General features: G+C 69.1%; 21 protein-coding genes. 9 read left to right on the forward strand and 12 right to left on the reverse strand.

Features of this window, described 5'->3' with window-relative positions; translation table 11 throughout:
* Positions 1–201: 201 nt before the first annotated feature.
* Both AC3ERS_RS07405 and AC3ERS_RS07410 read left to right on the forward strand, forming a co-directional pair.
* Complete coding sequence (locus AC3ERS_RS07405; RefSeq protein WP_431964835.1) at positions 202–1,380, forward strand: aminotransferase class V-fold PLP-dependent enzyme; 1,179 nt, start codon at positions 202–204, stop codon at positions 1,378–1,380.
* Positions 1,380–2,297, forward strand: coding sequence for a ribonuclease Z (locus AC3ERS_RS07410; protein WP_431964837.1), 918 nt, complete (start codon positions 1,380–1,382; stop codon positions 2,295–2,297). Before AC3ERS_RS07405 ends, AC3ERS_RS07410 begins: the two co-directional genes overlap by 1 nt.
* Here AC3ERS_RS07410 and AC3ERS_RS07415 read toward each other — a convergent pair.
* The 3 genes from AC3ERS_RS07415 to AC3ERS_RS07425 form a co-directional block, all read right to left on the reverse strand.
* On the reverse strand, positions 2,294–2,557 hold the full coding sequence (locus AC3ERS_RS07415) for a hypothetical protein (RefSeq protein WP_431964839.1): 264 nt from the start codon (positions 2,555–2,557) through the stop codon (positions 2,294–2,296). The two genes, AC3ERS_RS07410 and AC3ERS_RS07415, sit on opposite strands and share 4 nt — an antisense overlap.
* A gap of 96 nt (positions 2,558–2,653) precedes the next feature.
* A complete protein-coding gene (locus AC3ERS_RS07420; protein ID WP_431964841.1) occupies positions 2,654–3,535 on the reverse strand; it encodes a hypothetical protein in 882 nt (293 codons plus the stop codon).
* Positions 3,536–3,620: 85 nt separating this feature from the next.
* Positions 3,621–4,184 carry a TetR/AcrR family transcriptional regulator gene (locus tag AC3ERS_RS07425; protein ID WP_431964843.1) on the reverse strand — a complete coding sequence of 188 codons (564 nt, stop codon included), beginning with the start codon at positions 4,182–4,184 and terminating at the stop codon, positions 3,621–3,623.
* 98 nt (positions 4,185–4,282) lie between these two features.
* Here AC3ERS_RS07425 and AC3ERS_RS07430 point away from each other — a divergent pair, with 98 nt between their 5' ends.
* From AC3ERS_RS07430 to AC3ERS_RS07440, 3 genes are all read left to right on the forward strand, one after another.
* The gene (locus tag AC3ERS_RS07430) at positions 4,283–4,987 is read left to right on the forward strand and encodes a lysophospholipid acyltransferase family protein (protein ID WP_431964845.1); all 705 of its coding nucleotides are present in this window, start codon (positions 4,283–4,285) and stop codon (positions 4,985–4,987) included.
* 135 nt (positions 4,988–5,122) lie between these two features.
* Positions 5,123–6,769 (forward strand): fatty acyl-AMP ligase, encoded by a 1,647-nt coding sequence (locus AC3ERS_RS07435; protein WP_431964847.1) that lies wholly within the window; start codon positions 5,123–5,125, stop codon positions 6,767–6,769.
* A gap of 99 nt (positions 6,770–6,868) precedes the next feature.
* Positions 6,869–7,375 (forward strand): pyridoxamine 5'-phosphate oxidase family protein, encoded by a 507-nt coding sequence (locus AC3ERS_RS07440; protein WP_431964849.1) that lies wholly within the window; start codon positions 6,869–6,871, stop codon positions 7,373–7,375.
* 54 nt (positions 7,376–7,429) lie between these two features.
* Here AC3ERS_RS07440 and pth read toward each other — a convergent pair whose 3' ends face one another.
* Together pth and AC3ERS_RS07450 are read right to left on the reverse strand one after the other, a co-directional pair.
* Positions 7,430–8,011 carry an aminoacyl-tRNA hydrolase gene (pth, locus tag AC3ERS_RS07445; RefSeq protein ID WP_431964851.1) on the reverse strand — a complete coding sequence of 194 codons (582 nt, stop codon included), beginning with the start codon at positions 8,009–8,011 and terminating at the stop codon, positions 7,430–7,432.
* A gap of 22 nt (positions 8,012–8,033) precedes the next feature.
* Complete coding sequence (locus AC3ERS_RS07450) at positions 8,034–8,624, reverse strand: 50S ribosomal protein L25/general stress protein Ctc (protein ID WP_431964853.1); 591 nt, start codon at positions 8,622–8,624, stop codon at positions 8,034–8,036.
* A 309-nt stretch (positions 8,625–8,933) separates the two neighbouring features.
* Between AC3ERS_RS07450 and AC3ERS_RS07455 the strand changes: the two genes are divergently transcribed.
* Positions 8,934–10,577, forward strand: a complete 1,644-nt coding sequence (locus AC3ERS_RS07455) for a peptide chain release factor 3 (RefSeq protein WP_431964855.1) — start codon at positions 8,934–8,936, stop codon at positions 10,575–10,577.
* 64 nt (positions 10,578–10,641) lie between these two features.
* On the opposite strand, the gene AC3ERS_RS07460 is transcribed toward AC3ERS_RS07455, so the two are convergent.
* The 4 genes from AC3ERS_RS07460 to AC3ERS_RS07475 all read right to left on the reverse strand — a co-directional run bounded on the left by AC3ERS_RS07460 (position 10,642) and on the right by AC3ERS_RS07475 (position 13,880).
* Positions 10,642–11,085 (reverse strand): YybH family protein, encoded by a 444-nt coding sequence (locus tag AC3ERS_RS07460; RefSeq protein WP_431965381.1) that lies wholly within the window; start codon positions 11,083–11,085, stop codon positions 10,642–10,644.
* A gap of 122 nt (positions 11,086–11,207) precedes the next feature.
* On the reverse strand, positions 11,208–12,167 hold the full coding sequence (locus AC3ERS_RS07465) for a sigma-70 family RNA polymerase sigma factor (protein WP_431964857.1): 960 nt from the start codon (positions 12,165–12,167) through the stop codon (positions 11,208–11,210).
* On the reverse strand, positions 12,164–12,691 hold the full coding sequence (locus AC3ERS_RS07470; RefSeq protein ID WP_431965383.1) for a nuclear transport factor 2 family protein: 528 nt from the start codon (positions 12,689–12,691) through the stop codon (positions 12,164–12,166). The genes AC3ERS_RS07465 and AC3ERS_RS07470 overlap by 4 nt, the downstream gene beginning before the upstream one ends.
* 313 nt (positions 12,692–13,004) lie before the next feature.
* A complete protein-coding gene (locus tag AC3ERS_RS07475; protein ID WP_431964859.1) occupies positions 13,005–13,880 on the reverse strand; it encodes an Abi-alpha family protein in 876 nt (291 codons plus the stop codon).
* A 417-nt stretch (positions 13,881–14,297) separates the two neighbouring features.
* Here AC3ERS_RS07475 and AC3ERS_RS07480 point away from each other — a divergent pair, with 417 nt between their 5' ends.
* Both AC3ERS_RS07480 and AC3ERS_RS07485 read left to right on the forward strand, forming a co-directional pair.
* The gene (locus AC3ERS_RS07480; protein WP_431964861.1) at positions 14,298–15,572 is read left to right on the forward strand and encodes a DUF445 domain-containing protein; all 1,275 of its coding nucleotides are present in this window, start codon (positions 14,298–14,300) and stop codon (positions 15,570–15,572) included.
* Positions 15,563–16,483 carry an Abi-alpha family protein gene (locus tag AC3ERS_RS07485; protein ID WP_431964863.1) on the forward strand — a complete coding sequence of 307 codons (921 nt, stop codon included), beginning with the start codon at positions 15,563–15,565 and terminating at the stop codon, positions 16,481–16,483. Before AC3ERS_RS07480 ends, AC3ERS_RS07485 begins: the two co-directional genes overlap by 10 nt.
* Positions 16,484–16,626: 143 nt before the next feature.
* Here the strand turns inward: AC3ERS_RS07485 and AC3ERS_RS07490 are convergent, their stop codons facing one another.
* From AC3ERS_RS07490 to AC3ERS_RS07500, 3 genes are all read right to left on the reverse strand, one after another.
* Positions 16,627–18,417, reverse strand: coding sequence for an ABC-F family ATP-binding cassette domain-containing protein (locus tag AC3ERS_RS07490; protein ID WP_431964865.1), 1,791 nt, complete (start codon positions 18,415–18,417; stop codon positions 16,627–16,629).
* A gap of 95 nt (positions 18,418–18,512) precedes the next feature.
* Positions 18,513–19,448: a 4-(cytidine 5'-diphospho)-2-C-methyl-D-erythritol kinase gene (locus AC3ERS_RS07495; RefSeq protein ID WP_431964867.1), complete on the reverse strand. Its 936-nt coding sequence runs from the start codon at positions 19,446–19,448 to the stop codon at positions 18,513–18,515.
* 76 nt (positions 19,449–19,524) lie between these two features.
* On the reverse strand, positions 19,525–20,277 hold the full coding sequence (locus AC3ERS_RS07500; protein WP_431964869.1) for an SDR family oxidoreductase: 753 nt from the start codon (positions 20,275–20,277) through the stop codon (positions 19,525–19,527).
* A gap of 79 nt (positions 20,278–20,356) precedes the next feature.
* On the opposite strand from AC3ERS_RS07500, the gene AC3ERS_RS07505 reads away from it, so the two are divergent.
* Entirely contained in the window at positions 20,357–20,953 is a 597-nt protein-coding gene (locus AC3ERS_RS07505) for a TetR/AcrR family transcriptional regulator (RefSeq protein WP_431964871.1), read from the forward strand.
* The last annotated feature ends 24 nt before the right edge of the window (positions 20,954–20,977 follow it).

Consider the following 20,977-nt stretch of genomic DNA (forward strand, 5'->3'; position numbering starts at 1 on the left):
GTCCGAGCGCCATGATCGTGGTTCGTGTCGCTGTCGTCCGCGCTCGAACACTCATCCGAACGCGCTCTCATCGTGGTTCCGTTCCAACCAGGGTAGCCACGGATACCGACAAAAATCCGTCCAGCAACCGAACAGATGGTCCTACCTGGGGCACTGCGCGAGCGCCTGCGCCGGGACTTCCGTACCGATAAGGTCGTCGACATGCTGGACGAGACACGGGTACGCGAGGACACGCCGGGCTGCCGGTCCGATTCCGGGCTGGTTTTCCTCGACAGCGCGGGCTCCTCGCTCCCGCCCAGGATCGTCCTGGACACCGTCGTCGACCACCTGCGCAGGGAGGCCGAGATCGGTGGCTACCGCGCCGCCAACGAACGCCTCGACGACCTCGCCGCGGTCAAGACCGCGATCGGCGGACTGATCAACGCCGATCCCGGCGCCATCGCCCTCAGTGACAGCGCGACGCGGTCCTGGGCCGACTTCTTCTACTCCGTCCCGCTCGGGCCCGGTGACCGCGTGCTGATCTCCGGATCGGACTACGCCAGCAACGCCATCGCGGCCATTCAGCGGGCCCGCGCGACCGGCGCGACGGTCGAGCGGATCCCGGACGACGGCAGTGGGCAGCTCGACCTGGACGCCATGGCCGAGCTGGTCGACGAACGCGTCAGACTGGTGTCGCTGCTGCACGCGCCGACCAACGGCGGACTGGTGAACCCGGCCGCCGAGGCGACCAGAATCGCCCACTCGGTGGGCGCGCTCGTGCTGCTCGACGCCTGCCAGTCGGCGGGACAGATCCCGATCGACGTGGTCGAACTCGGCGTCGACGCGCTCTCGGTCACCGGGCGCAAGTGGCTCCGCGGGCCGCGCGGCACCGGATTCCTCTATGTGCGACCGGAATTGGCCGCTTCGATGGAGCCGCAGCGGCTCGACTTGCACAGCGCGGAGTGGACCGGTCTCGACGAGTACCGGCTCGCGCCGGACGCCAGTCGCTTCGAATTCTGGGAATGCGATGTGGCGGCCCGGCTCGGGCTCGGCGCGGCCGTTCGATACCTGCTCGACCTCGGGCCGGAGGACGTCTACGCCGCGATCGGCGCGCGGGCGGAGTACCTGCGCAAGGCGCTGCCCGAGATCGGCGGAGTCACCGTGCGCGACAACGGCGTCCGGCACAGCGGCATCGTCTCGTTCACGGTGGACGGGCGCGCCGCCACCGAGGTGCGCGACCGGCTCGCCGCCCAGAACATCACGGTCACGGTCAGTTTCGCCAGTTCCACACTGCTGGACATGACGGCGCGGGGTCTGGACTCGGTGGTCCGCGCGTCCCCGCACTGCTTCGTCTCCTTCGAGGAACTGGACCGATTCGTGGCCGCCGTCGCCGCGCTCTGATGTCGCAGCGCGAACTCGTCGTGCTCGGCACCGCAAGCCAGGTGCCGACCAAGCAGCGCAACCACAACGGCTATCTGCTGCGTTGGGGCGCCGAGGGTGTGCTGTTCGATCCCGGCGAGGGCACCCAGCGTCAGATGGCGTTCGCGGGGCTGGCGGCGGGCGACATCACGCGGATCGCGGTGACGCACTTCCACGGTGACCACTGCCTCGGATTGCCCGGCATCGTGCAGCGGATCAACTTGGATCGGGTCGCCCATCCGGTGGACGTGTACTACCCGGCTTCCGGCGAGGCGTATTTCGAGCGGCTGTGCAATGCCACGGCGTTCTACCGGACGGTCGAGCTGCGGGCGCGGCCGATCGCCGGGCCCGGTGCGTTGCCCGCGCCGGACGCGCCTTTCGGTATCGAGGCAGTGCCGCTGTCGCATCCGGTCGAGGCGTTCGGCTATCGACTGACCGAGCCCGCCGGGCATCGGATGCTGCCGGACCTGCTGCGCGCCCGCGGTGTTCGCGGACCCGACATCGGCCGCCTGCAACGCGAAGGCGTTCTCGAAATCGACGGCGGCGCCGTCACTCTGGCCGAGGTCAGCGAGCCGAGACCGGGGCAGAGTTTCGCCTTCGTCATGGACACCCGCCTGTGCCAAGGCGTGTACGAATTGTCTTCCGGCGTAGACGTTCTGGTCATCGAAGCGACCTTCCTCGACGCCGACGCCCACCTCGCCGAGGAATACGGCCACCTCACCGCAGGCCAAGCGGCGCGCGTCGCCGCCGAAGCAGGCGCCCACACCCTCGTCCTCACCCACTTCTCCCAGCGCTACCGCACCCTCGACGGCCACCGCGCCGAAGCGGAGAAGTACTTCACCGGCGACCTGGTCATCGCCGAAGACCTGACGCGAATCCCGTTCCCCCCGCGCCGCTAATCGCGGAACAGATCGTCCGCGTCCTCGACCACCGCCGCGCGCCGCAGCCATGCCGACAGCTGTTCGGTCTCGGCACAAGCCGAGATGCGATCGCGGACATCGTCCGGCACCGGGATCGCCCGCACGTTCAGCACGACGAACACCGAGTCTCTGATCGCATCCCGCTTGCCCTGTCGTATGCCCGCCTTCTCGCCGTCGGCGAAGTATCGCCGAGCGAACTCGCTCTCATATACGTATGGGCGCCCGCCGATACGCATCATCAGCGTCTCCCCACACCGTCGTCACACATGGAAGAGCAATGACCTTGTAAACCAGCGGAGCCAAAGTGCACCGGCGCCCGCTCCAATGGCTCGGCGCTACTCCGCGAACAGCTCCTCAGCCGTCGCAACCGTTACCGCACTGCGCACCCACTGGGTCAGCCGCTCGATGTCGGTACACGCCGTGATGCGATCGCGGGCCTCGTCGGATACCGGAATGCCACGCGCCTCCAGCACCGTGAGCAGGGCACGGACTTCGCCCTCCGCTTCCCCCTTCTGCTGCCCATCCGCGAAATACCGGCGGGCGAAGTCACTCTGATATTCGTAATTGCGGAGCGTGGAGGTCATCAGCGTCTCCCAAACGGATCGGGCGGCTCTGGGCAGCCTCTCGAGGATGAAGTCATAGTACAGCTTGGACCGGTCTGCCTCGAAAGTCGCGAGTGCCGCCACGGCGGCCGCGAACACCTTCGCGTTGTCCGGGTGCGTGTGGTGCGACGCAGCCGACAGCACCGCGAGTTCCGGCAGCGTATTGGCGGTTTCCAGGTCGGTGACCACCGGGACGGCGGACGGATCGAGTACCAGCGGCACCAGCCGGGCATACGGGTGGCCATACCCGAAATCGATCGGCTTCGCCGCCCAACGCGCGGTCCGCTTGTCAGGGCACAGCACCAGCAGCACCGTCGGGCACTTCCACCGCGCTCGCAGTGCGGCGACGTAAACCGGCCACGACCACCGCTTGTCCGGATCAGGACGTAGCTGGACCTCGACCACCACCGCCAGCACCGGCCCTGCCGCGGCATGCAGCACCGCCACCGAATCCGCGTGGTACTCGGTCGGCGCCAGAATCGGCAGGTCACCGGACAGGTTCTCGATTTTGTCGAACTCGGGCAGCTGCCAGCCGAGCGCTGCCAGCAACGGCGGGATCAAGTCCGGTCGGCTCCGGAACATGTCGATGATCAGCTCATGCTGGTGCGATGGCATGCGCGGCACAGTACCGGCGCGCACCGACGGAACCGATCGCCGTCGGCGTGCCGCTCCGCGACGCGCCGTACCAGCGGAAAGTTGTTCAGCTGAGGTGTAATTCGAGGATTTCGTCGACCAGTGTCGAGTCGTCTGCGCTGGGCGCGACGAGGGTGAGGCTGCGGTTCGCGCGGAGGGTGGCCAGGCCGTGTAGTGCGGTCCAGAGGAGGAGGGCGCGGTCGGGGGTGGCGGGGCAGGTCCGGCGGACGAGATCGGCGAAGCGGTCGAAGAGCGGGAGGGTGGTGGCGCGCAGGTTCGCGCCGGAACCTTCGAGGAGGTCGTGCCGGAACATGAGGGTGAACATCTGCGGGCGGGCGGCCGCGAAGCCGACGTAGTCGACGGCCATGCGGCGCAACCGCTCTCGCGCCGGAGCGTCCACGGCGTCGGACGTGGTGAAGCGCTCGGCGAGGTCGGCGAAGCCCCGCGCCGCGATGGCCGCCAGCAGCGCCTTGTGGGTCGGGAAGTGGCGGCGGGGCGCGCCGTGCGAGACGCCCGCCGCGCGGGTGATGGCGCGCAGCCCGAGCCGGTCCGCACCTTCCTGTTCCAGCAGATCGACGCCGACGGCGATCAGTCGTTCGCTCAGCGGTTCGTTCCCTGCCACGCGAAACATTGTGCCCCTTCGGTGAGGCGCCCGCGCCCAGTGGGGTAGACAATGTCTACGCGCGCCGTGTAGACATTGTCTACGTTTTCGCCGATGGAGAGGTTCCCGTGTGGTATCACCTGTTCAAGCACGTCCTGCTCGGTCCGCTGCTGCGGATCCTCGGCCGGCCGGAGGTGGTCGGCCTCGAGCACGTGCCGCGTAGCGGGCCGGTGATCATCGCCGCCAACCATCTGGCGGTGATCGACTCGCTGTACCTGGCGCTGGTGCTGCCCCGCCGGGTCACCTTCCTGGCCAAGCAGGAGTACTTCACGGGCACGGGGTGGAAGGGCCGGTTCAATCGCTGGTTCTACACCGTCTCCGGCCAGGTGCCCGTCGACCGGACCGGCGGCACCGCCGCGGCGGACGCGCTCGCGGCCGCGACCAGGATCCTGGAAGAGGACGGCATCTGGGCCATTCATCCGGAGGGCACCCGCTCACCGGACGGACGCGTCTACCGCGGCCGGACCGGGGCGCTGCGGGTGGCCATCGCGACCGGCGCACCGGTGGTGCCGGTCGTGCTGTCCGGCACCGACCGGGTCAATCCGCCCGGCAGCCGCATGTGGCGATTCGCCAAGGTGCGCATTCACTTCGGCGCGCCACGCCATTACCCGCCCGCCGGGGCGCGCACGGACGCGCGGACCAAAACCGACGCGCTGATGCGCGAGCTGGCACGGCGATCGGGCCGCCAATACGTAGACACCTACGCCGCCACCTTCTCGTCCCGCGGCACGAGCACGCAGAGGCATAGGCGTCGCCCGTATGGGCACAACTGAGGGAGAACCGCAGCTACAGCCCGCGCAGGAACCGCGCACATATCGGATGCGGTGAGGGGTTAACGTCGCGGCTTTCCCGCGGGATAGTGGGAAGAGGCCGGGTGCTCGGTCCATCGTGTGACGAGGAGTCCGACAGTGAGCAGGTTCACCGACGAGATGTACGCGACGGCGCGGTCGACCAGCCGTGGGCTGGTGACCGGGGAGCCGGACGCGCCGCTGCGACAGTCCTGGGGCGAGATCCACCGGACGGCGCGCCGCATGGCGGGCGGACTCGCGGCCGCGGGGATCGACCACGGCCACGCGGTCGGCGTGCTCGCCGGCATGCCGGTCGACATCGCGCCCGCCTGCCAAGCGATCTGGATGCGCGGCGCGTCCATCACGATGCTGCACCAACCGACCCCGCGCACCGACCTTGCGGTGTGGGCCCGCGACACCGAAACCGTGCTCGGCATGATCGAGGCGCACGCGGTGGTCCTCGGCGCGCCGTTCGAGGCGGCGGAACCGCTGCTGCGCGAACGCGGCATCACCGTGGTGCGGATCGACCAGCTGGCGGAGGGCCCCGACACCGATCCCGTGCCGACCACCGAATCCGATGTCGCCCTGCTGCAATTGACCTCCGGCTCCACCGGATCGCCGAAGGCGGTGCAGATCACGCACGGCAACTTCTACGTCAACGCCTACGCGATGTTCGACCGGGTGAAATTCCAGCTCGACCACGACGTGATGATCAGCTGGCTCCCGCTCTTCCACGACATGGGCATGGTCGGATTCCTCAGCGTCCCGATGCAATTCGGCGCCACGGTGGTGTGCGTGACGCCACTGGACTTCCTGACACGGCCGGTGCTGTGGGCCCAGCTGATCGACAAGTACCGCGGAACCGTCACGGCGGCCCCGAATTTCGCCTACTCCCTGCTGGCCCGCAGGCTGAAGCAGGCCGAGGACGGCACGCTCGACCTGAGCAGCGTCCGCTACATGTGGAACGGCGCCGAACCGGTGGACCCCGACACCATGGAGGCACTCGCCGAGGCCGGAAAACGCTTCGGGCTCAATCCGATGGCGCTCACCCCGGTGTACGGGATGGCCGAGACGACGCTGGCCGTGTCCGTCCCCGACGCGGGCCACGGACAGGTGCTCGACATCATCGACGCCGATCTGCTGGAGGCGCTCGGCAAGGCGGTGCCGGTGCCGGATCAGCACATCGGCCACGCCAACGTGCGCCGCCTGCCGACGCTCGGCTACCTGGTCGACCAGTTGGAGGGCCGCGTCGTCGACTCCGAACGCCAACCACTGCCGACCCGTTCCGTCGGCGTCATCGAATTGCGCGGGCCCGCAGTGACTTCCGGCTATGTGACGGTCGACGGATTCCGCCCGGCCCAGGACGAGGACGGCTGGCTCGACACCGGCGACATCGGCTACTTCACCGACGAGGGCCTGGTGGTGGTCTGCGGCCGCATCAAGGACGTGATCATCATGGGCGGGCGCAACATCTTCCCGACCGATATCGAGCGGGCCGCCATGCGCGTGTCCGGCGTGCGGCCCGGCAACGCGGTCGCGGTCCGGCTGGACGCGGGACAGAAGCGCGAAAGCTTCGCCGTGGTGGTGGAATCGAACGACCATCAGAACCACGACGAGGTCAAGCGCATCGAGCGCGAGATCGTGCACGCCGTCTTCTCCGAGGTCGGCGTCCGTCCCCGCACGGTGGCCGTGCTCGGCCCCGGCGCACTGCCGAAGACCTCGTCGGGCAAGCTGCGCCGCTCCGCCACCGCCGTCCACCTGCACTGACGCGCACCGATGAATTCCGCGGGGTCGCGTCGTCCAGACAGGTGAGCGCGCGGGGTAGCCACCCGCGCACCGGACGACCCCCGACCCCGAGGAGACATCGTGTCCGAGCCCACCATCGAACTCGATCAGCGCTTCAGCAGCCCGGAGGCCACGCCCCGGCCGTGGGCGGAGGTGGACGGCGTGCTGGCCGCCGCGCGGATGTTCTGGATCGCCACCGTGCGCCGCACCGGCGCGCCGCACGTCACCCCGCTGCATGCGGTGTGGCACGACGGTGGCCTGTACTTCTGCACGGGCGCGACGGAGCAGAAAGCGAAAAACCTTGCGGCCGAACCGCGCTGCACGCTGACCACCGGCACCGACGACGCGGACAGCGGCCTGGACGTGGTGCTGGAGGGCAGGGCGGCGCGGGTCACCGACGAGTCGACGCTGCTGCGGCTCGCACAGCTCTGGAAGGAGCGACTGGACTGGGATTTCGGCGTCCGCGACGGTGGTTTCGACAACGGCGAGGGCACTACCGCGCTGGTCTTCGGAGTCGCCCCGGACAAGGTCCTGGCGTTCGGGAAGGGCGAGTCGTTCAGCCAGACCCGCTACCGGTTCCCGGCCTGAGCACCGATTCTCGCCCGCGTCCAGTGCCGTCGACGGCTCGGTGCGTTCGATCGGTCAGTGCAGTTGATTCTGCGCGGTTTCCAGCCCGACGCGCAGCAGCAGTTCCACGGCGTCGGCGGCCTGCTCGACGATCACCGGAACTTCCTTGCGCTCCGGCGTCGAGAACGGCTTGAGCACGAAATCGGCCGGGTCCTGCCTGCCGGGCGGACGACCGATGCCGATCCGAGTGCGCACGTACTCCTTGGTGGTCAGCGCGCTGGAGATGGACCGGAGCCCGTTGTGGCCGCCTTCCCCGCCGCCGCGCTTGAGCTTGACCGCGCCGAAGGGCAGATCGAGTTCGTCGTGCACGACGATCACCTCGGTGGGCGGCACGGAGAAGAACCTGGCGAGCGCGGCCACCGACCTGCCGGAGAGATTCATGTAGGACCGCGGCTTGGCGATCAGGACCTGGCGGCCGTCGAGGCGGGCCTGCAACAGGTCGGCGCCGGACTTCTTGTGCACGGCAAAACGGCCGCCGACGCGCTCGGCGAGCACGTCGGCGACCAGAAAACCGACATTGTGCCGGGTGCGCTCGTACTCCGGACCTGGGTTACCAAGTCCGACGACGAGCGCGGGCCCGGTCGTTGATTCGGTCATCGACGAACCGGTTCCGGCGTCCTTATTCGGCGCTCTCGGCCTCAGCCTCGGCGGCCTCCGGCTCGGCGGCCGGCGCGGCGATGACGTTGACGACCAGGGTCTCGGCATCGGCGGCCAGGGCGACGCCGGACGGCAGCTGCAGCTCGCCCGCGGTGATCTGGGTGCCCGCCTCGACGCCCTCGACGGAGACCTCGATGGCCTCGGGGAGGTTCAGCGCCTCGGCCTCGATGGAGATGGTGGTGGCTTCCTGGGTGACCAGGGTGCCCCCGGCGGCGTCACCGGTGACGGTGACGGGGACATCGGCAGTGACCTTCTCGCCACGCTTCACGATGAGCAGGTCGGCGTGCTCGATGTAGCGGCGAATCGGGTGCACCACAACGGATTTGGTCAGCGCCAGCTGCTGCTTGCCGTCGATGACGAGGTTCAGCACCGCGTTGGTGCCGTGCTCGCGCAGGATGGCGGCGAAGGCCTGGGCGTTGAGAGCGAGGTGCTGCGGGTCGGCCTGGTGGCCGTACAGCACGGCGGGGACGTTGCCGTCGCGACGGGTGCGACGCGCGGCTCCCTTGCCGAACTCGGTGCGTACGGCGGCTTCGAGAAGGTTGACGTCGGACATGACTGGATCTACTCCTACGGCTCTTCCGGGCTTGTCTAAGGTGCCCGCCAGGGAGGGTGGCGCCCTGGGCTGGGTTCTGGTCTACTCGTCGGGGCGAAGACCGAACGAGGACGGCCGGAAGCCGAGCCGCGTCGATCACGGTGTCGCAAAAACGTCTGCGGACACCCTCGCCGAGACAACCCGAACACCATACCCCAGCCCTTACGCGGCATATGAATCGGGTGGTCAGACGCGGTTCGGCGGTGCGCAACCCCGGTCGCGTAATCTGGACAGGTTGTTCGTTCGCTCGCCTGTGAAAGGTTGCTCACGTTGACCGCCCCTGAGGACGTCGTCGCGCCGACCCCGCGCGGACTGCCCGCCGAGGTCGCCCGGCGCCGCACCTTCGCAGTGATCTCGCACCCGGACGCAGGCAAGTCGACGCTCACCGAGGCGCTGGCGCTGCACGCCAGGATGATCTCCGAGGCGGGCGCGATCCACGGCAAGGCGGGCCGCAAGTCGACAGTCTCCGACTGGATGGAGATGGAGAAGGCCCGCGGCATCTCGGTCAGCTCCACCGCACTGCAGTTCAACTACCGCGCCGCGGGCTCCGAGGTCGACAACGTCATCAACCTGGTCGACACCCCCGGTCACTCCGATTTCTCCGAGGACACCTACCGGGTGCTCACCGCGGTGGACGCGGCCGTGATGCTCATCGACGCCGCGAAGGGCTTGGAGCCGCAGACGCTGAAGCTTTTCCAAGTCTGCCGCCACCGCGGCATCCCCGTGATCACCGTGATCAACAAGTGGGACCGCCCTGGCCGCGCGCCGCTGGAGCTGCTCGACGAGATCGAGGAGCGAATCGGCCTCACCCCGACGCCGCTGTTCCTTCCGGTCGGCATCGCGGGCGACTTCCGCGGTCTGCTGCGCCGAGGCACGGACGGCGAGGCGCTCGAATACATCCACTTCACCCGCACCGCGGGCGGCGCGACGATCGCGCCGGAGGAATCGATCACCCCCCAGTCCGCCGAGGTGCGCGAGGGCGAGGCGTGGATCACCGCCGTCGAGGAGAGCGAACTGCTCTCGGCCACCGGGCAGGACCACGACCAGGAGCTGTTTCTCGCGGGACAGACCTCGCCGGTCATCTATGCCTCCGCGATGCTGAACTTCGGTGTGCGCCAGCTGCTGGAGACGCTGGTGGCGCTGGCTCCCGCGCCCGGCGCGCGCAAGGCCGTCGACGGCACGCCGCGCAACACCACCGATCCGTTCAGCGCGGTGGTGTTCAAGGTGCAGGCGGGCATGGACACCGCGCATCGCGACCGGCTGGCCTTCATGCGGATCGTGTCCGGCGAGTTCGAGCGCGGCATGGTGGTGACGCACGCGCAGACCGGGCGACCGTTCGCGACCAAGTACGCGCTGACCGTGTTCGGCCGGGAACGCGCCACCGTCGACACCGCCTACCCGGGCGATGTGGTCGGCCTGGTGAACGCGACCGCGCTGGCGCCCGGCCACACGCTGTTCGTGGACAAGAAGGTGGAGTACCCGCCGATCCCGTCCTTCGCGCCGGAGCACTTCGCGGTGCTGCGCGCGCGGACCGCGGGCAAGTACAAGCAGTTCCGCAAGGCCATCGACCAGCTCGATTCCGAGGGCGTGGTGCAGGTGCTGCGCAACGACGTCCGCGGCGACGCCTCCCCCGTGCTCGCGGCCGTCGGCCCGATGCAGTTCGAGGTGGTCACCGCGCGCATGATGGCCGAGTTCAACGTCGAGACCACCATGGAACACCTCGGCTACTCGCTGGCCAGGCGCACCGACGCCGCGTCGGCGGAGGAACTCGGCCGCCAGCGCGGCGTCGAGGTGTTCACCCGCAGCGACGGCGCGCTGCTCGCGCTGTTCAGCGACAAGTGGCGGTTGCAGTACATCGAGAAGGAACACCCGAAGCTGACGCTCGAACCGCTGGTCGCCGCCGCCGACAACTGACGGCGACGGCGTCACGGCCTGAAGTCGAACCGCCCGGGCCCGGCTTCCTCATCAGGGCGTCGTATCAATCCTGGTGTAGCGCAGGGAGTTCCGCCTCGGCTGCGGCCGGATCGGCGGTCGGTAGCGGGAACGAGTGGTGTTCGTGAACGACCACCCAGCGGCCGTCGTCCTTGCGCAGCCCGATGGTCAGCCGCAATCGGTTGTCCGGATCGGCCAGGAACTCCTCGGGCGTCCCGCAGCGCAGCAGCGCGTGCGCGAACGCGACGTCTTCGCCCGCGGTGACATCGAGCGCGACGATCTCGAACACCGCGCCCGCGGCCAGCCAGGCGAAGAACGGCGGCCAGGTCTCCCGGTAGGCGTCGATGCCGCGGACGCCGTCGTTTGGCGGCGGCACGTCGTACATCACGATGCCAGCCGCGTGGTCAGCGAGTACCGCGTCGAGATCTGCCGCGCGCACGGCGGCGGCCCATCGTTCGATCAGCTCGCGGATCTGCGCTTCGTCGGTCATGGTGGCATTCCCTTCGGTGCGGCCGCCGGTCGCGGCGGCGTGCGGGTCCGTCCCGTCGGCCGTATAACCCGCGCCGCGCGCCGAACTCATCGGTGCTGCGGATATTTTCGGGCGGGTAGCTGTCAGGCGGGCAGTTCCGCGGGCAGGCCGAAGGCCGGGAAGAGTCCGGGATCCAGGAACGAGACCACCTCGGCGATGCGCCCGTCGCGCATCGCGACCACGTCCAACGCCATCGCGGCGAAGACTTCGCGCTCCTCGTCCCAGAGGTAGGTGCCGAAGGCGGGCTGACCGTTGGCCGAGGCGAGCAGGAAGCGCCAGCGATAGCGCAGCGGACCGTCGAGCAGGAACTCGCGGATGGCGGACCGACCGGCGTACCACTCGGGCAGCGGCGGCATCGAGTACTTCGCGTCCGCGCTGAGCAAGGCGACGATCGCCGACACGTCGCCCGCCTCCCACGCGTCCGCGTACTGCCTCGCCAGATCGCGGATCTCGGCGTCGGCCATGCTGCGCGACGCGCGCTGGGATCGCGCGGGCAGCCGCGACTCGACCCCGGCGCGCCCGCGCTGCAACGCGCTGTTGGCCGAGGCCACGCTGATCTCCAGCAGTTCCGCGGTCTCGCGGGCCGAGAAACCGAGCACGTCACGCAGCACCAACGCGGCGCGCTGCAATCCGGGCAGATATTGCAGCGCGGCGACGAACGCCAGCTCCACCGCCTCGCGCGCCTCGTATCCGGCCTCCGGAGCCGTGCCGCGCACCTCGGCGTCGGGATAGGGCTCCAGCCAGGCAATATCGGTCAGCGGCGCGCCGGGGCTCAGGTCCACCGGCAGTTCGCGGCGGCGGCGGGTCTCGAGCAGGGTCAGGCAGCGGTTGGTCGCGATCCGGTAGAGCCAGGGCCGCAGTCCGGCGCGATCGGTCAGTTTGTCGAGGTTGCGCCAGGCTCGCACCAGCGATTCCTGCACCGCGTCGTCGGCATCGTGCACCGAACCCAGCATCCGATAGCAGTGCACATGCAGTTCCGCGCGCAGCGGGGCGACCATGCGTTCGAACTCCGGTTCGGTCACCCGCGCCGGCTCCACGGTCATTCGGCCTCGGGCTCCTGGTGCACCGGCGCGGCTCCCGGTTCGCGCTCGACCGGCGCGATGCCGTCCTCCCTGGCGATCAGACCCCAGCGGCTGGAGGTCAAGCGCAGGCTCGGCAGGTCGCTGAGCGAGAGCACCACCTCGTAGGTGCGCTCGTATCCGGTGTGTGCGATCCGCCACTGGCCGTCCTCGCAGCGCGCGTAGCGGTCGGTGTAGAAGGCCGCGCCGCGCAGCAGCATGTTGTGCGCCGGGATGAGCACGGTGTCGGCAAGATACCAAGTGCCCGTTGCCGTGTCGCCTTCCACGTCGATCTCGGGGTGATCGCAGCGGTGCTCGGTGATGACGTGCGGACCGAGCGTGTTGCGCATGAAGGCGAGGAAGGCGTCACGCGATTCGAACTGCAGGTACTCGCTGTAGGTCGCGGTGGCCTCGGGAATCATAGTGTCGGCGAATTCTTCCCAGGACTTGGTGTCCAGTGCGCGCAGGTAGCGGAACTTGAGGCGGCTGATGGCCGCGACGTCGTCCATACCCGGCCGGTCGGCGGGCGGCTGGACGACAGCTCGGGGATCCCGGATGTCGGCTTCCTCCGACTGGGCAGCGGCCTCCGGCTGAGCAGCTTCCTCCGGCGCAGCGCCGTTGCGCGGTTCGGAGCCCGCGCGTTCGGCGGTCTCTTCCGCACGCTCGGCGGTATCCTCGGCCGCTTCCACGGTCGAGTCGCCGCGCCCCTGCTCGCCGCTTCCCTGATCCATACCTCAACAATCCCATCCGAAGCCGCCGAGCTTCACGGTTTGGGAGATCTGTATCAGATTGCTATCAACGCCGGACCGGAGCCCGGGAAGATCAACTACCGATGGTAAAGCAGGTGCGGCAGAAATCCTCGCCGAATTCGGTCAGCCGCAGACTCTTGCGCACGATCTTCGGCGCGCGCCCCGCCTTCTTCAGCGCGGCCTCCACCACCGGCTGCACCTCGAGCACCATGTAGCGGCTGAGGACCACCGGATCCTCGGAGGTCAGCGTGAGGCCGAGCCGGTTGAGGTTGATCAGGTAGGACCGGGCGCGGTCCGGGTACCGCACGCCCGCCTGCTCCGGCACCGAGGTCAGGTCGCCCTGGACGAGTTCGGATCCGATGCCGAGCGGACGGTTGGTCCGCACGTCCACCGCGGGCTGCGGACCGTTCAGCGACATGAAGCGCAGGATGCGCGCCTCGTCGGGGGCGATCTCGTCGAGGATGCGGTCGTAGGCCGGGTGCACGTCCTCGGTGAAGTAGACGTCGGCCGACCGCGCCAGCAGCGCGTCGCCGCGTCGGCGCAGCTCCTCGGTGGTGGCCGAGCGCAGGTACGAGCCCATCGCGATGGCCTGCTGGGCCGCGCCGGTGGGAGTCGGTACGTAACTGACGATTTCGCGCACCGAGCCCTCGGTCACGCCGAGCGCACTGCGCGCGATCGAGCGCAGCGCGTTGCCGGTCCGCTCGGCGATCTCCGCCGAGGATTCGCCGTCCAGCGCGGCCTGAGCGATCTCCTTGGTCACCTCGTACGAGGTGTTCACCGCCCACTGCCCGCCGCGCACGGCTGTACCCGCGGCCAGCCCCGCGGCCCGGAACACCCCGCGGATCAGCCTCGCCTCGTTGCTGATCTGCCGTTGTTCGACATCCGAGCTGCGCTCTACCGCGCGGGAACCGGCCCGGGTCACGTCCTGTCCGGTCCTGTCGTCTGCCACGTGCTACTCCGAAGTGTCGCCAAGTGAACGAATCCGCCCACAGATTATTGCCCGACCGTCTTCCAGGCACAGCGAACCCCAACTGTTCGCGCGTCCCGGCCGACCCACCCGTCGGACCCGATCGCCAGCACCCCAGCATGTTTCATTCGCGAATAAGGATGTGGCGGACGTCATTCTCTCGTCCCGACCGAGACAATGCGGCATTCGAGACAGATACTGTGACTGATGTCTCAGACACTACTCTCTGGTCTGTCTCTGCGGGTTGTGGACGAAGCGCCGCAACTCACAATAGGGTCCAGCTGCCGACAGGGTGCTAGTTTGGGGTGCCGGTGAGGCGGCGATCACCGGTTTTTCGGCAGGAGGGTGTCGTTGTTAGAGAGTGTTTTCGGAGTTCACCCCACGATCCTCCTCGAGCTTTTGACCATTCCGCTTTTCACAGGAGTGATCGGCTACATCACCAACTGGACCGGCGTGCTCATGCTGTTCCAGCCCATCGCCTTTCACGGCGTCCGGGTGCCCGGCCTGCGGGCGCTCTATCCTTTCCTGCCCAAGCGAATCCAGGTGCTGCCGCTGCTCAGTTACGACGGCAGAATGGGCTGGCAGGGCATCGTTCCCTCACGTGCCGACAAAATGGCCAGCATCGCCGTCGACAAAGGACTCGCCAAGCTCGGTAGCGTCTCCGACTTCTATCGCGAACTGGAACCCGACAAGCTGGCCGAGCATCTGGCCAGCATCGCCGACGCGCAGATCACCGACATCGTCGAAGAAATCCTGCGCCGTGAGCACCCGCAGCTCTGGTACAACCTGCCCGGTCAGGTGCGCGAGATGGTGCACGCGCGGGTGCGCCAGCAGCTGCCCGAGATCCTGCGCGAGCTGACCGAGGAACTCGGCGCCAACATCGATCAGCTGATCGACGTCAAGCAAATGGTGATCCGCTACTTCCAGGCGCGACCGCAGCTGCTCAACACGCTGTTCCAGGTGCTCGGCGCCAAAGAGCTGCGGTTCATGCAGAACTTCGGTTTCTACTTCGGCGCGCCGATGGGTGCGCTGCTCGTGCTCATCCTGCACGTCACCGGATGGTCGACGTGGGTGGTGCTGCCGATCGGCGGTGTGATCATCGGGTGGGTGGTCAACTGGATCGGCATCAACATGATCTTCGCCCCGGCCTACCCGAAGTGGTGGTGCCCGTGGCGGCAGGGTCTGCTGATCAAGCGCCAGTCCGAGATCACCGACGGCTACGCCGAACTGGTGTCGAGTCAGGTGATGACGGTCGCCAACATCGGCGACGAACTGCTCAACGGTCCGCGCTCGGATCGCACCATGCAGATGCTGGAGGACACCCTCCGCCCGGCCGCCGACCGCGCGCTCGGTCCGGCGCGGCCCGCGGTGAAATTCATGCTCGGCAGCCGCGAATACGACTCGCTGCAGGCGACGCTGACCACCGAGGCGATGTCCATCGCGCCGATCGCGTTCGCCGATCCGGACTTCAATGTCCAGCAGGGCAAGCAGATCAACGATTACATCGCCAAACAGATGTCCGCCCTACAGCCGCCCGACTTCGTGGAAATGCTGCGCTCGGCCATCAAACAGGATGAATGGTTGCTTTTCGTCCATGGCGGCGCGCTGGGCCTCTTCGCCGGATACGCTCACATTCTGATCTTCGGAATGGGAGTGGCGACGACATGGCTATGACGGGCTCGGGCGAGAACAACGCGGGATCGGACGCCGACGCGGTCGGCGACGATATCCAGGCCGCCGAGCATTCCGCACCCGTCGCGCCGTCGACGGAGCTCGCCCGGTGGCCGCTCTCCGATATCGAACCGGCGGCGAAGCCGCCCGCCAAACGCCGCGTGCCGTCGCCGCGCGAGACTGTACGCGCCGCGAGCGGGGTGGCCAAGGTCGCCTTCACGGCCGCCTCCGAAGTCACCGCGTGGACCGTCGACACCGCGCTCGGCGTCACCGGGACCGTGGTGAAGGGCAGCATCGCGGGCGTGCCGCCGCGCGAAGTGCTCGCCGAGGCCGAAGCCGAGGTCCGCGACGCCGTGCGCCGGGCGCTCGGTCTGCCCGCCGCGACGCCCGAGCGCACCGATCCGGCCGTGCCCACCCTGCGCGAACAGGGCGCCGCGCTGCTGCGCCTCTCGGCGAGCACACACGCCGAGGCGTCCGAAATCCACCCCGCCTTCGCCGGAATGCTCGCGGAGCTGACACCCGACGAGGCGCGCATCCTGCGCTTCCTGCACGTGGACGGCCCACAGCCCTCGATCGACATCCGCGTCGGACGGCCGAGGGCGCTCGGCGCGGAGCGCTACCTGTCCGGGCTCACGCTGATCGGCGAACAGGCCGGGCTGCGCTTCCCGAACCGGGTGCCCCAGTACCTCACCAACCTGCGCAGACTCGGGCTGATCGAGTTCGCCAAGGAACCGGTCGACAATCCGAACCGCTACCAGCTGCTGGAAGCGCAGTCGCCGGTGCGAGAGCTGTTGAAGCGCTCCGGATTCGGCACCAAGGTGCACTACCGCAGCATCGTGCTCACGACCTTCGGCGCGGACTTCGTGCAGACGTGCCTACCGGTGGTGACCGAAGGCCGCGCCGAGTCCAGCTGAGCGGACCCCGCCGTGCCTTCGCGCGCGAGCTGGGTTGCCACACACCACACGCACGCTTCACGCAGGCGTGGCTTGTGTGAAGCGTGCGGACGGTATGCGGGACCACGTCGACGGGCTGCGAACGGGTGGCCCGCCACGGGTCCTCAGACGCCGTCGGCGAGTTCGAGCCAGCGTTCTTCGGCGGTTTCCTTCTCGGCGAGTACCTGTTTGAGTTCGGCGCCGAGGGTGACGAGCTTGTCCGGTTCGGTGGCGGCGTCGGCGAGGGCGGCGTGCAGGCGCTCTTCGCGTTCGGACAGCTTGTCGATGGCGCGCTCCAGCCGGGTGAGTTCCTTGCGGGCCGCCCGGTAGGCCGCGGAATCGGTGGCCGTCGCGGCGGGCTTGTCGGCAGAGGCGCGGGCGGGCGCGGGTGCGCCCTGCGCGGCCCGCTTGTTCAGGTATTCCTCGATGCCGCCGGGCAGGTTGGTGAGTTTCCCGTCGCCGAACAGCGCCCAATTGGAGTCGCAGATGCGCTCGATCAGGTAGCGATCGTGGCTGATGACCACCAGGGTGCCCGCCCAGTTGTCGAGCAGATCCTCCAGCTGCTGCAGGGTGTCGATGTCCAGGTCGTTGGTCGGCTCGTCGAGCAGCAGCACGTTGGGCTCGGCCATCAGGATGCGAGTGAGCTGCAGCCTGCGCCGCTCACCGCCGGACAGATCGCCGACCGGCGTGCGCTGGCGGGCCGGGGTGAAACCGAGCCGCTCGGCCAGCTGACCTGCCGAGATCTCCTTGTCTCCCAGCATTATTCGCTGCGCGACCTGCTGCACCGCCTCGAGCACGCGCATATCGGTCGGCAGATCGTCGAGTTCCTGTCGCAGCCAGCCGATCTGCACGGTCTGGCCCTGGATGCGCTTGCCCGCGGCGGGCGCGGCGTCACCGGCCAGCGCGCGCAGCAGGGTGGTCTTGCCCGAGCCGTTGACGCCGACCAGGCCGACTCGCTCTCCCGGCGCGAGCCGCCAGGTCAGGTCGCGCACGAGCTCGCGGCCGTCCGGCGTGGCGAGTGTGGTGTCCTCGAGCTCGATGACGACCCGCCCCAGGCGCTTTCGGGCGAACGCGGCCAGCGAGACGCTGTCGCGCGGCGGCGGCACGTCGGCGATCAGCGCCTCGGCGGCCTCCACCCGGTAGCGCGGTTTGGAGGTGCGCGCCTGCGGACCGCGCCGCAGCCAGGCCAGCTCCTTGCGGGCCAGATTGCGCCGCCGCGCCTCGCTCGCGTCGGCCTGCCTCGCTCGTTCGGCGCGCGCGAAGATCCAGTCGCCGTAACCGCCTTCGTAGCTTTCGACCTTGCCGCCGACGACCTCCCAGGTGTTGGTGGCGACGGTGTCGAGGAACCAGCGGTCGTGGGTGACGACCACCAGGGCGGAGCGGCGGCTCAGCAGGTGCGCGGCCAGCCACTGCACGCCCTCGACATCGAGGTGGTTGGTCGGCTCGTCCAGCACGAGCAGGTCGAGCTCGCGCACCAGCGCGGCGGCCAGCGCGACGCGGCGGCGCTCACCGCCGGACAGGTTGGCGACCGGGGTTTCCATGCCGAGGCCCTGGATGCCGATGCCGTCGAGGACGGTCCGGATCCGCGGGTTCGCGGCCCATTCGTGTTCGGCGACGCCGTCGGTCATCTGATCGTCCGCGAGGCCGGCCAGCACCACCTCACCGACGGTGGCGCCCTCGGGCAGCGTGCCGCGCTGCGTGACCACGGCAATCCGCAGCCCGCCTAGCCTGCTCACCCGGCCGCTGTCCGGTTCCTCGATGCCGGTGAGCACCTCGAGCAGTGTGGTCTTGCCGCCGCCGTTGAGGCCGACCACGCCGATGCGTTCCCCCGCGTGCACGCCGAGCGAGACGTTGTCCAGGAGGGGCTTGATCCCGAAGCTCTTGGAGACCTGCTCCAGGTTGATCAGGTTGGACATGAACGCTGCTAGCCCGCCTCTCCGGGTGATTTGCCGACCGTACGAGCCTACTCACCCGGCCACGGGCGCCCGCGCGCGGTCGATGCGCGGCGGGATCAGCGCTTGGCCGACGTGTCCGTGTCGATGATCCGCGCGCCCGGCACCGGCCCGCTCGCGGTGCGGATGCTGCGGGCGACGCCCGCGCCCGCGAGTTCCGCGGCCACCGCGACGGCGGCGTCCTCGCTCTCGCAGAGGAAGGCGCAGGTGGGCCCGGAGCCGGAGACCAGGCCCGCGAGCGCGCCCGCGCCGACGCCGGCGCGCAGCGTGCGCCGCAGCTCCGGCTTCAGCGAGACCGCGGCCGCCTGGAGGTCGTTGCCGAGCAGCGGAGCGAGCTGGTCCGGATCGCCGGAGGCCAGCGCCTGCATCAGCTGCTGGGGTTCGCCGAGCCGCGGTGGTTCGCCCAGTTCGCGCAGCCGGTCCAGCTCGGCGAAGACCGACGGCGTCGACAGCCCGCCCTTGGCCAGCGCGAGCACCCAGTGAAAGGTGTTGCGGGACAAGACGGGAAGCAGGCGTTCGCCGCGGCCGGTGCCGAGCGCGGTACCGCCGTGCAGCGCGAACGGGACGTCGCTGCCGAGTTCGGCGGCGACCGAGGCCAATTCGTCGCGGGAAAGGCCGATGTCCCAGAGCTCGTTCAGGCCGACCAGCGCGGCGGCCGCGTCGGCGCTGCCGCCCGCCATGCCGCCCGCGACCGGAATGCCTTTGCTGATGGTGATTTCCACCAGCGGGGCCCTGCCCGCGAGGTGCGCGAGGCGCACAGCGGCCTTCCACACCAGATTGTTGCGGTCGGTGGGCACCTCGGCCGCGCCCTCGCCGGTCACCCGGACGGTCAGCGCCGACGAGGGCGCGAGTTCGAGATCGTCGCTGAGCGAGAGCGCCTGGAACACCGTGGTCAGGTCGTGGTACCCGTCCGCGCGCAGGTCGCCGACGCCGAGGTGGAGATTCACCTTCGACGGCGCGCGCACGGTGACGGGGCTGGGCACTACTGACAGCACGGTGTTCAAGCCTAGTGGGTGGGTCCGACAACTGCCGGGCTCGATATCCGTCATTCACCCGCCGTGATCCGTTTGGTCACAACAGCGCACCGCCGGTCGCGTCGATCCACTGACCGGTCACCCAGCGGGCGTCCGCGGAAGCGAGGAAGCCGACGATATCGGCGACCTCGGCGGGCTGCGCCACCCGGCGCAGCGGCGAGAACGCCGCGACCGCCGCCTCGGCCTCGGGATTGCGCAGCCACCCCGCGTTCATGTCGGTGTCGATCACGCCGGGGGCGACCGCGTTCACCGTGATGCCGCGGGCCCCGACCTCTTTGGCAAGCACCGCGGTGAACGAGTCGATAGCCGCCTTCGTCATCGTGTACGCGATCAGCTCGGGCATGCCGAGCCCGTGGGTCAGTCCGGTGGAGACGTTGACGACGCGCCCGCCGTCGCGGAGCCGGTCCAGCCCGAGTTTGGTCACGAAGAACGGCGCCTTGGTGTTGATCGCGAAGACCCGGTCGAAGGCCGCCTCGTCGGTGCCGCCGATCGGCTCGCGGATGCCGTCGGTGCCCGCGTTGTTCACCAGGATGTCCAGGCCGTCGGCGTGTGCGTCGAAGGCCGCCCACAGCGCGGCCGCGTCGCCTGGCACGCCGAGTTCGGCGCGGAGCGCGAAGGCGGCGCCGCCCGCCGCTTCGATCGCGGCGACGGTGTCCTTCGCGGCCTGCTCGTTTCCGTTGTAGTGCACGGCGACTCGCGCGCCGTCGCGTCCCAGTCGTTCCGCGACGGCGCGCCCGATGCCGCGGCTGCCGCCGGTCACCAGTGCCGTCTTACCCGTCAGTGCGCCCATGACCGGGCTCCTTTCTCTAGCGATCACTACAGAAGGGGACAGTAGCAGATTATCTAGTGATCGCTATAAAATCGGGGTCATGAGCACAGCGACCAGGGGCCGACCTCGTTCCTTCGACCGAGAAGCGGCGCTGGACAAGGCGCTGCGCCTGTTCTGGGAACGCGGCTACGAGGCCACCTCGATCGGAGACCTGACCAAGGAACTCGGCATCGGCCCACCGAGCCTGTACGCGGCGTTCGGCGACAAAGCGAAGCTCTTCGCCGAGGCCGTGGCGAACTACGGCGACAACTACGGCGGCTTCACCGCCCGCGCCATCGCCGAGGAGCCGACGGCGACCGCGATGACCCGCCGGATCCTGCGCGAGGCGGCCGCCGAATACACCGCACCCGGCAGGCCCGCGGGATGCCTGGTGATCAGCGCGGCCGTCAACACCACGAACGCGGAGGTCGCCGAATTCCTTCGCGGACTACGCAATCGCAACGTCGCCACGTTCGCCGCGCGCATTCAGGCCGACATCGACACGGGCGAGCTGCCCGCCGACACCGACGCCGCGACCCTGGCGCGCTTCGTGGCGACGGTCCTGCAAGGGATGTCGCAGGCGGCGCGGGACGGAGCGAGCCGGGACGAGCTGGAGCGGGTGGCCGAGCTGGCGATGCTGGCGTGGCCTGCCGACTGAACGAGCCGGGCCGAATCACTTGCG

This window comes from Nocardia sp. bgisy134, assembly GCF_057708325.1.